This is a genomic window from Streptomyces sp. LS-MS-L19, assembly GCF_058382285.1.
Genome location: NZ_JBYCLL010000001.1, coordinates 6,869,362 through 6,882,862, shown reverse-complemented (window position 1 = coordinate 6,882,862; position 13,501 = coordinate 6,869,362). Strand labels below are relative to the sequence as shown.

Below are 13,501 nucleotides of genomic sequence, written 5' to 3'. Positions count from 1 at the left end.
GGTCTCCTTCTTCTCGGCTGCCGCGGCGGGGCCTGACGCGACCGGCACCCCGCCGCGGGACGCCGTGCTGCCGGTCCAGCCCATGACCGAGCAGAAGGACACCGGCCCCATGACACCCACCCCCGCGGCCCCCGCGGCCCCCGTCTGGAACCCCCAGCGCCCGAGCCCGATGCCGTTCCACCGCTACCGCCCCTTCCAGGACCGGGTGAACGTCCCCGTCACCGAACGGAGTTGGCCCTCCGCCCGGATCGACCGCGCGCCCCTGTGGGTCCCCGTCGACCTGCGGGACGGCAACCAGGCCCTGGCCGAGCCGATGGACACCGCCCGCAAGAGCCGCTTCCTCGAGCTGCTGGTGCGGACCGGTTTCAAGGAGATCGAGGTCGGCTACCCCTCCGCGAGCCGCACGGACTTCGACTTCGTCCGGCACCTGGTGACCGGCGGTGCCGTCCCCGACGACGTGACTCCGGTCGTCTTCACCCCGGCCCGCGAGGACCTCCTCGACCGGACCTTCGACTCGATCGCCGGGCTGCCGCGGGCCGTCGTACACCTCTACATCGCCACCTCGCCGGTGTGGCGGGACGTCGTCCTCGGCCGGGACCGGGACGAGGTGCGGCGGACCGTGCGGGAGGCGGCCGCGCACATGGCACGGCGGGCCGACGCCCTCCCCGGCACCGCCGTCCGCTTCCAGTTCTCCCCCGAGACCTTCAACCTCACCGAACCCGACTTCGTGCTCGAACTGTCCGACATGCTCACGCGGTTGTGGGACGCGAGCCCCGACCGCCCCGTCACCCTCAACCTCCCCGCCACCGTCGAGATCGCCACCCCGAACGTGTACGCCGACCAGATCGAGTACATGCACCGGAACCTCTCCCGCCGTGACTCCGTGATCCTCTCCGTGCACCCGCACAACGACCGCGGCACCGGCGTCGCCTGCGCCGAACTCGCCGTGCTGGCCGGCGCCCAGCGCGTGGAGGGCTGCCTGTTCGGCAACGGCGAGCGCACCGGGAACGTCGACCTGGTGACCCTCGCGATGAACCTGTACGCCCAAGGGGTGGACCCCATGGTCGACTTCGGCGACCTCGACGCGGTGAAGGAGACCGTCGAGCACTGCAACCGGCTCCCCGTGCACCCCCGCCACCCGTACGCCGGCGACCTCGTCCACACCGCCTTCTCCGGCACCCACCAGGACGCGATCAGCAAGGGCCTCGCCCACCGGGACCAGCACCCGGACGAGCCCTGGCAGGTCCCCTACCTGCCGATCGACCCGGCCGACATCGGGCGCACCTACGAGGCGGTGATCCGCGTCAACTCCCAGTCGGGCAAGGGCGGCACGGCATACCTGCTGCGCACCCACCACGGCATCGACCTGCCGCCCCGGATGCGCCCCGACTTCTCCCGGACCGTCCAGGAGGCCACCGACACCAGCGGCCGGGAGATGAGTCCGCAAGAGCTGTACGAGCTGTTCCGGGCCACCTATCTCACGGAGGGCGAGGTCCGGCTGCACGACGGGACGGCGTACGAGGAGGCGCCCGGCGTCCACCGCTTCGTCGGCACCCTGGAGTGCGACGACCGGGTCGGCGACCACGAGGGCACGGGCACCAGCGCGCTCTCGGCCTTCGTGGACGCGCTCGCCGGCGCCGGGTACACGGTCGAGGTCGTCGACTTCGCCGAGGACGGCACGGCGGCCTACGCCGAGTGCCGTGTCGACGGTCGTACGGCGGCCTGGGGCGCCGGTGTGGGACCGGCCGCCGGTGTCCGGGCCGTGCTGTCCGCGGTCAATCGGGCACTGCGGTGAGGGAGGTCCTGCGCGCCGAGGACGTCCGTGTCGTGCGGGACGGCAGGGCGATCCTCCAGGAGGTCTCCCTGACCGTCCGGGCCGGGGAGCACTGGGCGCTGCTGGGCGCCAACGGCGCGGGCAAGTCCACGCTGCTCGGCCTGCTCGGCGCCCTGACGCATCCCACCGCGGGCACGGTCGAGGTGCTGGGCCGCCGGCTGGGCCGGGTGGACCTGCGGGAGCTGCGCGCCCACGTCGGTCATGTCGACCCGCGCCATCCGCTCACCGCGCCGCTGCGGGTCCGGGACGTCGTCCTGACCGGGCTGACCAACTCCGTGGCGCTCCTCCCCCGTTGGCGGCCGACGCCAGGGCAGCGCGAGAGGGCCCACCGGCTCATCGGCACCCTCGGTCTCGCCGGTGTCGCCGACGCCCGCTGGCCCACGCTCTCCCACGGGCAGCGCGGCCGTACGCTCATCGCCCGCGCGCTGATGCCGAAGCCACGGCTGCTGCTGCTCGACGAACCGGCCACCGGCCTCGACCTGCCGGGCCGCGAGCGGCTGATCGACGCCCTGGACTCCCTGCGCCGGGAGCATCCGGAACTGGCGACCGTCCTCGTCACGCATCACCTGGAGGAGCTTCCGCCCGGCACCACCCACGCGATGCTGCTGCGCGAGGGCCGGGTCCTCGCGCGGGGCCCGGTGTCGCACGTCCTCACCGGCGACCAGGTGGGCACGTGCTTCGACCTGCCGCTGGTGCTGGAGCGGCACGACGGCCGCTGGACGGTACGGATCAGGCGCCCGGCATGACGAAGGGGGCGCCCACCGGAAGCCGGTGCGGCGCCCCCTTCCCCGTACGTCCTACTTGTTCAGGTAGGCCCAGAACTCGTCGAACGACAGGAGCTTGTCGCCGTTGAGGTCGCGGCTCTTGATGATCGCCTCGGCGACCGACTCGGTCACGTTCCAGTCGCCGCCCTGGGCCAGGGCGGACTTGAACTCGGCGGCGGTGATGGAGCCGTCACCGTCCGCATCGATGCGCTCGAACTGCTTGCGTGCTTCCTCGATGTCGATGTGCGCCACCGGTCCGCCCCTTTTCCTGTGCTTCGTGTCTCGCTGGCTTGCTGCCGCAGGTCAGATTAGCCGCCGGTCCTGGCCCGCAGCGCGGCGACCACCCAGGAGAACTCCGCCTGGTACCTCGGTGGCTCGGGCGCGCCGGAGATGACGGCGGCCAACTCCCGGTAGCGGGCGACCTCCTGGCCCAGGTCGATGCGTTCCAGCACCGCCGCCCGGTCCGTCCCCTCCCCCAGCAGTTCGTCGAGCAGGGCGTCCGCCTCGGGGTCCTCGGGTGCCGTGCCGCGCGCCATGGCGTCCCCGACCAGCTCGACCAGCCGCCGGATGAACCACATCGAGGTGCCGGCCGGGGTGTCGGGGCCGCGGCCGGCCGCGTTGAACTCGATCATCCTGCGCATGGCTGCCCGGAAGTCCTCCTTCCGCAGCAGCTCGGCCAGCTCGACCCAGGCGTCGACCTGCTCGGGGGTGGGGTCGTCGGGCAGGTCTACGCCGATCCGGCGCAGCCGGTCCCGGATCACCGGGTCGGCGGTGTCCAGCCCGCTGAAGGTCTCCTCCACGAAGTCGTCCACGATCCGCTGCCGCTCGGCGGCGGACAGCCGTGCCAGCTTGTTCATCAACGTCATCTCCTCCGCGGTCGAACCGCGTCGCGCCACGGTCGACAGCACCGCCCGGGTCACCTTCAGTGACCGGATCTGCGCGTCCAGGGCCGCCACGTGCGCGGCGGCCACGGAGGCGAGGTCCTTCTCGCCGGCGACCACCTGACGTACGACGTCCAGCCCGAGGCCCAGTTCCCGCAGCGTGCGGATCAGCTCCAGGCGGGCGACGGACTCGGTGTCGTAGAGCCGGTAGCCGCCGGCGGAGCGGGTCACCGGGCCGAGGACGTCCTCGTCGGACCAGTAGCGGATGGTCCGCACGGTCAGTCCGGTGGCCCGGGCCAGCTCGCCGATGGTGAAAAGGCCGGTGCCGTCTTCGATCATGTCTGCGAGTCTGGGCCTTCCAGCGGGTGGAGACTCAAGGAGCGCGGTGATGGAGACTTTGCGGGACATTCTCGATGCGGCGGCCCGTGGTGTCTTCCCGCCCGCGGACGGCGGCACCACAGTCGTTCCGCAGTCCTGTCGGCGGGACGCGGGCGTCCTGTCCTTCACGGCCCACTCGGTCGTCTTCACCGACGAGGACCCCGCCTGGGTCCACGCCACCCTGCGCGGCCTGGACTGCGACGCGCTGGCCGCGACCATGAACCCGCGCTTCCTGACCGCCCTCCAGGACCGGACCGGCCGCAGGTCGGAGACCATCGACGTGATGCTGGTCGCGGACCCCCTGCCGGGCGAACCACCGCTCCCGCTGAAGGAGATCGAGGACGCGAACCACCCCCGTATCGCCTACGCCCGCCGGCGCCGCGACGACATCCGCGCGTGGACGGCGGACGGCGGGGTGCTGGTGACGGGACGCGGCGTGGGCGGCCGCCTGGAGGTCTCGGTCGAGGTCGACGAGGCCGTACGGCAGCGGGGCCTGGGCCGCGCCCTGGTGACGGCGGCCCGCCACCTGACCGCGGAGCCCCTGTGGGCCCAGGTCTCCCCCGGCAACGCCCGCAGCCTGCGCGCCTTCCAGGCGGCGGGCTACCGCCCGGTGGGCGCGGAGGCGGTGCTGCTGGCGCCTGGACGGGTCACCGGCCCACCTCGGTGAGGAAGCGGTGCGTTCCGGCGGCGGTAGTGCCGGAGGCCGTGGTGTCCGGGCGAGCCCCGGGACGGGTCGGAGGCTGGAGTGGCGGGCGGCGGCCGGCGGAGCGAGACCCGGTCGTCGGCGGGCCCCCGCGGCGTCTCCGGCCCGCCCGGCCGGTCGTCAGGACACCCCGGAACACTGGGTGCCGGCTGCGGCATGGAGCGGCGGGGACTCGACGACGGCGCCGGGCCGGCTTCAGCGGAAGATCCCGGTGTGGCCGAGGGAGTAGCGGCCCGGCTGGGGGTACACCGCGAGGCCGTGCGGGCCGCTGCCGACCTTGATGCGGGCGAGCTGTTCGCCGGTGCGGGTGTCGATGGCGTAGACCTCGGAGTTGTAGCGGCCGGAGAGCCACAGGACCTTGCCGTCGGCGGAGACGCCACCCATGTCGGGGCTGCCACCCTGGGGCAGGTGCCACTTCCTGGTGATCCTGTTCCGGGTGAAGTCGAAGACGGACACGGTCCCTTCGCCGCGGTTGGAGACGTACATCTCGCGGGAGTCGCGGCTGACGTACAGGCCGTGGGTGCCCTTGCCGGTGGGCAGCAGGGTCGGCTTGCCGAAGGTGTCGCCGTCCAGGACCCACATCCCGTCGGCCATCATGTCGGCGACGTAGAACCGCTTCCCGTCGGGCGAGACCTTGACGTCCTGCGGCATGGCCCCGTCGAAGGGCAGCTTCTGCTGCCCGATCACCTTCATCTTCTCGGTGTCGACCTTCAGCAGTTCCCCGCTGAACTCGCAGGAGACGATGAAGTACCGGCCGTCCAGGGAGAAGTCGGCGTGGTTGACGCCGTAGCAGCTGACCGGGACCGTCTTCCTGCGCTCCATGGTGTGCGGGTCGCGGAAGACGAGCTCCCGGTCGAGGGAGGCCATCACCACGGCGTACCTGCCGTTCGGCGTGAAGTACAGGTTGTAGGGGTCGTGCACCTCGACCGGCTCGCCCGCCTTCCCGGTGCTCGGGTCGATCGGGGTGAGGGTGTGCCCGCGGTTGTTGTTGACCCACAGCGTCTTCATGTCCCAGGACGGCACGACGTGTTGGGGCTGCCGCCCGACACGGATCGTCTCGACGACCTGGTACGTCTTCGGGTCGATGACGGAGACGGTGTCGGACTCGGTGTTGGGGACGTAGACCCGGGACGGGAAGTCCTTCACCACGGGCGAGAGCCGGTTCGGGCGGTCGGCGGCGTACACGTCCTTCGGGTCGAGCACGGGCGGCATCCCGGGCAGCCCCTGGACCCGCTTCCGCACGGGTTCCACCGGCTTCACCGGGGCGGGGACGGCGGCCTTGGTGCCGAGGGCCTCGGTCGCCCCGTCCTTGGTCTCGGTGCCGCAGGCGGCGAGGACGGCGAGGGCTGCACAGGCGAGCAGAGCGCGCTGGGCGAGGGTGCGGGGCATCAGCTGAACAACTCCGTGGTGGTCACCGCGGCCAGGCCGCGCCGGTCGAGTTCTTCCAGTACGACGGGGAGCGCGGCGACCGTGTCGGCGTACCCGAAGTGCAGGCTCACCACGGACCCTTCGCGGATCTCGGCGAGGACCTTGCGGGCGACGGCGGCGGCGCCGGGCGAGGTGAAGTCGAGGGAGTCGACGTCGTAGGACAGGACGTGCGGGTAGCCGGCCTCCTGGGCCAGCCGGACGACGAGGGGGGAGGCGGTGGGCGTACGGGAGGGCCGGAACCAGCTCCCGACCGAGCCGGTGAGCCGCCGGATCCGCTCGGCGCAGCCGGTGATCTCCTGACGCGCCTCGGACTCGGACATCGCGTTGATGTCGAGGTGGTTGAGGGTGTGGTTGCCGAGGTCGTGCCCGCCGTCGAGGATCCGGCGGGCGAGGTCGGGGTACGTGTCGAGCCAGCTGCCCACGGCGAGCACGGTGACCCGGGCGCCGCGCTGCTCGGCCTCGGTGAGGAGCGCGCGGGCGACGGCGGGATCACCGGCGCCGTGGAAGGTGAGGGCGACGCGGGGGCGGTCGCGGGGGCCGTGGGTGAGCTGGGCGGGGAGGGGTGGGGCGCTGCCGGCGGAGTGGGCGGGATGAGCGACGGCACTCCTGGTCGCACATCCCGCGGCCAACGTCAGCCCAGCGGTGGCGAGCAGCACGGCCCGGCGATCGGTAGCGGTCACCCGCCCCATTTAAGGGGTTCCGTCACGGATTGCCGCTGATCGACCCACCGGCTACCGGTCGGCCACACGCATCTCGAACCAGGTGGTCTTGCCGCGGGGCAGCAGATCGACCCCCCACCGGTCGGACAGCTTGTCGACGAGGAACAGCCCCCGGCCGCTGACGTCCATCTCCTGCACCGGCATCAGACAGGGCAGCCCCCGGGAGGGATCCCGTACCTCTATCCGGATCCACCCCCGCCGACGCCGCATGCGCAGGCCGAACACCCGCGCCCCCGTGTGCCGTACGGCGTTGCCGACGAGTTCGGACACGAGTAAGACCGCGTCCTCCGTCATCTTGGGGGTCAGCCCCCACTGACGCAGCACGATGACCTGGGTCAGGCGCCGGGCGGCCGCCGCGGACTCGGGCCGGGAGGGCAGCGGGACCTCCGCCTCGGTGGGGTTTCCGAACAGTTCGAGCGCCTTCAGTGCGTGCTCGTCCTCGACCGCCGGAGACCAGCGCGCCGCCGTCACACGGCCGTCTCCCCGCGGCTGTTCGAAACCCTCCAGCCCCGCCATGACCCCATCATGGCCGCCCAAAGCGCCCTCCGGGGCCGTTCCTGACGAATACGCCCCCCGGAATGCGTCGCTCCGAGAGCACCGATCGGCATATGCCGCAGGCACATCGGCGCCGTCGACAGCCCCCGTGACCTGCGGCGTAGGCTCACGAGGAGGCAATCGACGGACTCCCTCGACAAGGCAGACTTAAGGCTGCCTTAAGGCTCCCATAAACCGCCCCATCGAGGGACCCGGATCAGACATCGTGTCAACTGCAAGGGGTTCAGAGGAATTTCGCCTTGCCGGGGCCCTCCTCGACGAAGCTCTTCATGCCCCGCTCGCGGTCCTCGGTGGCGAACAGGCCTGCGAACCAGTTCCGTTCCACCGCGAGGCCCGTCTCGATGTCGGTCTCGAGCCCCGTGTCGATCGACTCCTTCGCGGCGCGCAGCGCGATCGCCGGCCCCTGCGCCAGCTTCGCCGCCCAGGCGTGCGCCTGCGTGTACACCTCGTCGGCGGGGACGACCCGGTCCACCAGGCCCAGCGTCAGCGCCTCGTCCGCCTTGACCATACGGCCCGTGAAGATCAGGTCCTTCGCCTTGGACGGGCCGACCAGCCGGGCCAGGCGCTGGGTGCCGCCCGCGCCGGGGATCAGACCGAGCAGGATCTCCGGCTGGCCCAGCTTGGCGTTCTCCGCGGCGATCCGGAAGTCGGCGCACAGGGCGAGTTCGCAGCCGCCGCCCAGCGCGTAGCCGGTGATCGCCGCGACGACCGGCTTGGGGATGCGGGCCACGGCCGTGAAGGAGTCCTGGAGGTCGCGGGCGCGCAGGACCATCGCGGTGTGGTCCATGTTCTGCATCTCCTTGATGTCCGCGCCGGCCGCGAACACCTTCTCCCCGCCGTACACGACCACCGCGCGCACGTCCTCGCGCCGGGTCGCCTCCTCGGCGAGCTCCTTGAGCCGGTCCTGGGTGGCCACGTCCAGCGCGTTCATGGGCGGCCGGTCGAGACGGATGGTGCCGACGCCTTCGGCGACTTCGAGATTCACGGTCATGTCAGCAGGTTAACGGGCACTAACGGGAACGGGCCCGGTGCAGTACCTCACACCGGACCCGCTGACCGTCGTAAGAACTACGCCGTCCACTTCTCCCACGACATGTTCCAGCCGTTGAGCCCGTTGTCCGGGGCGACCGTCGCGTCGTCGGAGTTCTTCACGACCACCACGTCGCCGAGCAGGGAGTGGTTGAAGAACCAGGCCGCCGGCACCCCGCTGTCGTAGCCGCCCTTGACGTCGCGCAGGCCCACGCAGCCGTGGCTGGCGTTGTAGTTGCCGAAGGCGTCGCCGCCCCAGTAGTTGCCGTGGATGAAGGTGCCGGAGTCGGTGAGACGGGCCGCGTGCGGGACGTCCTTGATGTCGTACTCGCCGCCGTAGCCGACCGTTTCGCCGTTCATCCGGGTCACCGCGAGCTTCTCGCTGATGACCATCTGGCCGTTCCAGGTGTCGTAGCCGGGCTTGCCGGTGGTGACCTTGAGGGTCTTGATGGTCCTGCCGTCCTGGGTGACCTTCATCGTGTGCTTCTTGGCGTCCACGACGGAGACCTGGTTGCGGCCGATGGTGAAGGAGACGGTCTTGTTCTGCTTGCCGTAGACGCCCTTGCGCCCCTCGACGCCGTCGAGGCGGAGCTCGACGGTGACCTTGGTGCCTTCCTTCCAGTACTGCTCGGGGCGGAAGTCCAGCCGGTCGTTGCCGAACCAGTGGCCCTCGACATCGACGGCCGGCGAGGTCTTGACCGTGATGGCCTTCTCGACGTCCTCGGGGCTGGTGATGCCCCGGGTGAAGCGGAGGGAGAACGGCATTCCGACGCCGACGGTCGAGCCGTCCTCGGGCGTGAAGGTGCCGATGAAGGTGTTCTTGGGAGTCAGGGTGGTGAAGCCGGAGTCCTCGGCGGCCGTACGGCCCTTGGAGTCCTTCGCGACCGCGTGCACCGTGTAGGCGGTGCCGGAGGCGAGATGCGTGGACGGCGTCCAGGAGGAGCCGTCCGCGGCTATCTTCCCCTCCACCGCGGTGCCCTTGGCGTCCTTGACCTGCACCTCGGTCAACTTGCCCTTGGTGGCGCCGACCTTGAGGACGCCACTGGTGTCGACGGACTTCGCGCCGTCCTTCGGGGTGATGGAGACGACCGCCTCCGACTGCTTGGTCTCGGCGGCGGCCGAGTCACCCTTCTCGCTCTTGGCGTCCCCGGACCCGGAGCCGGAGCCGGATCCTCCGCCACCGCAGGCGGTCACGGCCAGCAGCAGGACGCCGAGTATCAGCGCCAGCAACCCCTTGGCCCCGCGCCCCCGCGCGTCAACCGACGCCCCCGATATCGGTCGCACGTTCAAGTCGTTCTCCCCTCGCCGGGCCTGGTCAGGCCCGCGTCACCCCCGCGATCACCGCGTGTCGGCGCATATTAACCGCATAAATTTCAGAATCTTGTGAGTGGAAGGTCACCATTCAGTCACTGCCCGCCTTCCACTGCTTCCAACTCATATTCCATCCCCCGAGTCCATTGTCGGGAGCGACCTTTTTGTCATCGCTGTGGACGACCTCGACCACGTCACCGACGAGACTGCGGTCGAAGAACCAGCCCGCCGGGGTGTCCGAGCTGCCGCCCTTCACGTCCCGGAGTCCCACGCAGCCGTGGCTGACATTGACCCTGCCGGGGGCGTCCGGCGCCCAGTAGTTGCCGTGCAGGAAGGTGCCGGAGTCGGTCAGGCGCAGGGCGTGCGGGACGTCCGGGATGTCGTACTCACCGCCGAAGCCGACGGTCCGGCTGTTCATGCGGGTCACCTCGAGCATCTCGGTGACGACCATCTTGCCGTTGTAGGTGGTCGTCCTCGGGGCGCCGGCGGTGATCGGCACGGTCGCGAGGAGTTCGCCGTCCCGCCGGACCTGCATGGTGTGGGCGGCCGCGTCCACGAGGGAGACCTGGCTGCGGCCGACGGTGAAGGAGAAGGTCTTGTACTGGAGGCCGTAGACACCGGGCGCGCCCTCCACGTCACGGAGCCGCAGGGCGACGGTCACGCGGGTGCCGGGCTCCCAGTAGTGCTCGGGGCGGAAGTCGAGTCGGCCGCCGCCGAACCAGTGCGGGCGGATCTCGACGGGGGGCTGCGAGGTGACGTGCACGGCGCGTTCGACGGCGGCGCGGTCCTCGATCGCCCGGTTGAACTCCAGGGAGACGATCATCCCGGTGCCGACGGTGGAGCGGTTCTCGGGGCTGACGTACCCGATGAAGCGCTGCTCGGGGACGTACGTGGTGAAGGTCGTGTGCCGGGCCGAGCGGCGGCCGTGGGCGTCGAGGGCGACCGCGTGGACGGTGTACTTGGCGGCGAGCGCGAGCTGTGCCTCGTCGGGTTCCCAGCGCAGTCCGTCGTCGGAGATGTGCCCGGGCACCGGGATGTCCTGCGCGTCCTGGGACTTGACGACGGTGACCGACTCCAGGCGCCCGCTCGGCACCCGCACCCGCAGTTTCTCCTCGGGCGGCACGCCCTTGGTGCCGTCGTCGGGGGCGACCCTGATCACGTCCTCGGGCGCGGGCGGCTTCCCGAACCCGCCGACACCGCCGATCCCCCCACCCCCGCCCGCGGTACAGCCGGCGACCCCGGCCAGCAGTCCTGCCCATGTCAGTACGGCGGCCAGTACGGCCCCCGCGCGCCGAGCGCGCCCAAGTCGATGCCTCACGCCCACCCAACGACGGTGCCCACCCGCGAGAAACGTGACCTTTGGGCCTACGACCACGGGGACGCGCCCCGACAGGGGCGCGGGGAACTGCGCGACAAGCCACAACGAACCCGCACGCCGCCCGACAACCTGACCCGGCACATCCGAAGGCGCCCCGCCCAACCCAGCGGTGCGAACCCGTGAGTGCGACCCGACCGCTGGGCAGAACAGAGGGGAGGACGACGTGAGAGGGTGCCGCGGACGGGATGCCGTGCGCCCTTTTCCATCTCGTTCCATGAGCCGTGGGAGGACCGGTGTCCAGCGCAGCCGAGCAGGAGGCGGTGACCGAAGCCGCCGAGGAGCGCCCCGCCGCGCTGGTGAACGGCACACGGCGGGGAGCACCACCCGTACCGGTGTGGCCCGGTGCGCCGACCCCGCTGGGGGCCAGGTTCCGGGTCGGCCCGGACGGGGTCGCGGGGACCAACTTCGCCCTCTGGGCGGGCGGCGCCGAGGCCGTCGAGCTGTGCCTGTTCGACGCGGACGGCAAGGAGACCCGGGCCCGGCTCAGCGAGCTCACGCACGAGATCTGGCACGGCTTCGTGCCCGGCGTGATGCCCGGCCAGCGCTACGGCTTCCGGGTGCACGGCCGCTGGGACCCCTGGACCGGCGGCCGCTGGAACCCGGCGAAGCTGCTCCTGGACCCGTACGCCCGCGCGGTGGACGGCGACTTCAGCCTGCCGCCCGAGGTGTACGGCCATGTCCGCGACTGGCCGCAGCAGCAGGTCGCGGACACCGTGCGCGACGACCGCGACTCGGCGCCGTTCGTCCCGAAGGGCGTGGTCGTCCACGACGACGCCACCGACGACGAGTGGATGGAGGACCGCCGCCCGAAGACCCCGTGGGCGGACTCCGTCATCTACGAGCTGCACGTGCGGGGCTTCACGGCGCTGCACCCCGGCATCCCGGAGGAACTGCGCGGCACCTACGCCGGGTTGGCGCACCCGGCCGCGATCGAGCACCTGGTGAAGCTGGGCGTCACGGCCGTCGAGCTGCTCCCCGTCCACCAGTTCGCGCACGAGGACCATCTGCTGCGGCGGGGCCTGAAGAACTACTGGGGCTACAACTCCATCGGCTACTTCGCGCCCCACGCCGGCTACGCCGCCTCCGGTACGACGGGTCAGCAGGTCGGCGAGTTCAAGCGGATGGTCCGCGCGCTGCACGCCGCCGGGATCGAGGTCATCCTCGACGTGGTCTACAACCACACGGCGGAGGCGGGCGAGCTGGGCCCCACGCTGTCGTTGAAGGGCATCGACAACCGGGGCTACTACCGCCTCCAGTCGGACGCCCGGCGCTACGCGGACTACACCGGCTGCGGCAACACCCTGCACGTGGTCCAGCCGCATGTCCTACGGCTCATCACCGACTCCCTGCGCTACTGGGTGACGGAGATGGGCGTGGACGGCTTCCGCTTCGACCTGGCGGCCGCGCTGGCCCGCTCGATGCACGACGTCGACATGCTGTCCCCGTTCCTCGCGGTCATCGCCCAGGACCCGGTGCTCCGGCGCGTGAAGCTCATCGCCGAGCCCTGGGACGTGGGTTCGGGCGGCTACCAGGTGGGCGCCTTCCCACCCCTGTGGACGGAGTGGAACGACCGCTATCGCAACGCCGTACGGGACTTCTGGCGGGGCGCGCTGCCCGACGTACGCGATCTCGGCTACCGCCTCTCGGGCTCCAGCGACCTGTACGCGTGGGGCGGCCGGCGGCCGTACGCCTCGGTCAACTTCATCACCGCGCACGACGGTTTCACCCTGCGCGACCTGGTGTCGTACGAGAGGAAGCACAACGAGGCCAACGGCGAGGGCAACCGGGACGGCACCGACGACAACCGGGCGTGGAACTGCGGCACCGAGGGCGAGACGGACGACGAGCGGGTACGGGCGCTGCGGCGGCGCCAGCTGCGGAACCTGCTGACCACCCTGCTGCTGTCGACGGGAGTGCCGATGCTGGTCGCGGGCGACGAGCTGGGCCGCACGCAGCGCGGCAACAACAACGCCTACTGCCAGGACAACGAGATCAGCTGGGTGGACTGGGGGCTCCTGGAGGACCCGGGCTGGAAGGCCCTGTTCGACCTCACCGCCCGGCTCATCGACCTGCGCCACCGGCATCCGGTGCTGCGACGCCGGGCCTTCTTCTCGGGGCGGGCGCATTCGGCGGACGGCCTGCGCGACCTGGCCTGGTTCACGGCGCGCGGCACCGAGATGACGGAACGCGACTGGTACGCGCCCGCGGCCACGCTCGGGATGTACCTGTCGGGGCGGGACATCCCCGGCCGTGACGAGCGCGGGGCACCGATCCTCGACGACAGCTTCCTGGCCGTCCTGCACGCGGGCGACCGCCCGACGGCCTTCCAGCTGCCGGGACCGCCGTGGGCGGAGCGGTACGAGGTGGTCGTCGACACGTCGAGGGAGGAGCAGGGGGAGGCTCCGGGGGTGGTGCACCGGGCGGGGTCGTCGGTCACGGTGCCGGCGCGGGCGGTGCTGCTGCTCAGGGTGGCCGGCTGAGGACGGCTGTTGCAGGTCCGTGAACAGCTCATGTGATCGCT

General features: G+C 71.4%; 12 protein-coding genes. 4 read left to right on the top strand and 8 right to left on the bottom strand.

Annotated elements, in window-relative coordinates; all coding sequences use genetic code 11:
* Positions 1–82 precede the first annotated feature (82 nt).
* Positions 83–1,795, top strand: coding sequence for a 2-isopropylmalate synthase (locus tag AC2XR2_RS30870; protein ID WP_491516841.1), 1,713 nt, complete (start codon positions 83–85; stop codon positions 1,793–1,795).
* Complete coding sequence (locus AC2XR2_RS30865) at positions 1,792–2,580, top strand: ABC transporter ATP-binding protein (RefSeq protein WP_491516840.1); 789 nt, start codon at positions 1,792–1,794, stop codon at positions 2,578–2,580. Before AC2XR2_RS30870 ends, AC2XR2_RS30865 begins: the two co-directional genes overlap by 4 nt.
* A 51-nt stretch (positions 2,581–2,631) precedes the next feature.
* On the opposite strand, the gene AC2XR2_RS30860 is transcribed toward AC2XR2_RS30865, so the two are convergent.
* Positions 2,632–2,850 carry an EF-hand domain-containing protein gene (locus AC2XR2_RS30860; RefSeq protein ID WP_330264349.1) on the bottom strand — a complete coding sequence of 73 codons (219 nt, stop codon included), beginning with the start codon at positions 2,848–2,850 and terminating at the stop codon, positions 2,632–2,634.
* A gap of 56 nt (positions 2,851–2,906) precedes the next feature.
* Complete coding sequence (locus AC2XR2_RS30855; protein WP_491516839.1) at positions 2,907–3,818, bottom strand: MerR family transcriptional regulator; 912 nt, start codon at positions 3,816–3,818, stop codon at positions 2,907–2,909.
* Positions 3,819–3,867: 49 nt separating this feature from the next.
* Here AC2XR2_RS30855 and AC2XR2_RS30850 point away from each other — a divergent pair, with 49 nt between their 5' ends.
* The gene (locus AC2XR2_RS30850) at positions 3,868–4,524 is read left to right on the top strand and encodes a GNAT family N-acetyltransferase (RefSeq protein ID WP_449350681.1); all 657 of its coding nucleotides are present in this window, start codon (positions 3,868–3,870) and stop codon (positions 4,522–4,524) included.
* A gap of 231 nt (positions 4,525–4,755) precedes the next feature.
* Here the strand turns inward: AC2XR2_RS30850 and AC2XR2_RS30845 are convergent, their stop codons facing one another.
* The 6 genes from AC2XR2_RS30845 to AC2XR2_RS30820 form a co-directional block, all read right to left on the bottom strand.
* Positions 4,756–5,949, bottom strand: a complete 1,194-nt coding sequence (locus AC2XR2_RS30845; protein WP_381304855.1) for a YncE family protein — start codon at positions 5,947–5,949, stop codon at positions 4,756–4,758.
* Positions 5,949–6,677, bottom strand: coding sequence for a polysaccharide deacetylase family protein (locus tag AC2XR2_RS30840; RefSeq protein ID WP_491516838.1), 729 nt, complete (start codon positions 6,675–6,677; stop codon positions 5,949–5,951). Before AC2XR2_RS30840 ends, AC2XR2_RS30845 begins: the two co-directional genes overlap by 1 nt.
* A 42-nt stretch (positions 6,678–6,719) precedes the next feature.
* On the bottom strand, positions 6,720–7,223 hold the full coding sequence (locus AC2XR2_RS30835; RefSeq protein ID WP_491516837.1) for an ATP-binding protein: 504 nt from the start codon (positions 7,221–7,223) through the stop codon (positions 6,720–6,722).
* A 262-nt stretch (positions 7,224–7,485) separates the two neighbouring features.
* Complete coding sequence (locus AC2XR2_RS30830; protein ID WP_123763165.1) at positions 7,486–8,253, bottom strand: enoyl-CoA hydratase/isomerase family protein; 768 nt, start codon at positions 8,251–8,253, stop codon at positions 7,486–7,488.
* Between the two features lie 77 nt (positions 8,254–8,330).
* Positions 8,331–9,581: a L,D-transpeptidase gene (locus AC2XR2_RS30825; protein ID WP_381304862.1), complete on the bottom strand. Its 1,251-nt coding sequence runs from the start codon at positions 9,579–9,581 to the stop codon at positions 8,331–8,333.
* A 112-nt stretch (positions 9,582–9,693) separates the two neighbouring features.
* Positions 9,694–10,920 carry a L,D-transpeptidase gene (locus tag AC2XR2_RS30820; protein WP_491516836.1) on the bottom strand — a complete coding sequence of 409 codons (1,227 nt, stop codon included), beginning with the start codon at positions 10,918–10,920 and terminating at the stop codon, positions 9,694–9,696.
* 293 nt (positions 10,921–11,213) lie between these two features.
* Here AC2XR2_RS30820 and glgX point away from each other — a divergent pair, with 293 nt between their 5' ends.
* Positions 11,214–13,460 (top strand): glycogen debranching protein GlgX, encoded by a 2,247-nt coding sequence (gene glgX / locus AC2XR2_RS30815; protein WP_491516835.1) that lies wholly within the window; start codon positions 11,214–11,216, stop codon positions 13,458–13,460.
* Positions 13,461–13,501 lie beyond the last annotated feature (41 nt).